The organism is Treponema endosymbiont of Eucomonympha sp. (genome assembly GCF_001028545.1).
The window spans coordinates 1-542 of record NZ_BBPW01000489.1 but is presented as its reverse complement, the minus strand read 5'-3'; the positions used below and the strand labels follow the sequence as shown (position 1 = coordinate 542).

Annotated in this window: 2 protein-coding genes; both read left to right on the top strand. The window is 57.0% G+C overall.

Annotated elements, in window-relative coordinates; translation table 11 throughout:
* The coding region (locus AWU74_RS12875; protein ID WP_238580251.1) for a hypothetical protein at positions 1-197 on the top strand (197 nt) is incomplete at its 5' end.
* Positions 148-542, top strand: a 395-nt coding sequence (locus AWU74_RS07715) for a transposase (protein WP_238580252.1), incomplete at its 3' end; no start/stop codon positions are given. The genes AWU74_RS12875 and AWU74_RS07715, both read left to right, overlap by 50 nt.

The window sequence follows — 542 nt, the reverse complement described above, 5'->3', positions numbered from 1 at the left end:
AGCGGTTTTGCCGCCGGCGGGATAAGGGAATAGGAAAAATGCTGGCGGACGCCGCAATAGGCGAGCCTGCCGGGGATATCCGTATGATAGATTCGACGTATCAAGGCACACGCGGACGCATGCGGGGCACAAGGCGGCAGTCAGGATATCAGCCGCACAAAAAGGGGGCTGAACAGCAAATTACACTTGGCAGTTGACGAGTACGGGATACCGGCAGGCGGCGCTGTGAAAAGCGGTACTGTCGCGGACTACAGCCAAGCGCCTCTCCTTATGGAGGATTTGGAAGCGTTCCTCGCGGACAAGGCGTATGACGCGAACGGACTGCTCGGCATGCTTAAGGAAGCGGATATGGCAGCCGTCATCCCTCCGGTTAAAAGCCGGAAAGAGCAGAGAGCTTGCAGTCATGAGCTGTATCGGGCGCGGCACGTCATTGAAAACGTCTTCCGCGCCCTCAAGCGCTGGCGGGGAATTGCCACACGCTACGCAAAGCTCACCGCTTCCTTTTTAGGTCCATACCATCAGTCTTTCACTCCAGCACATTT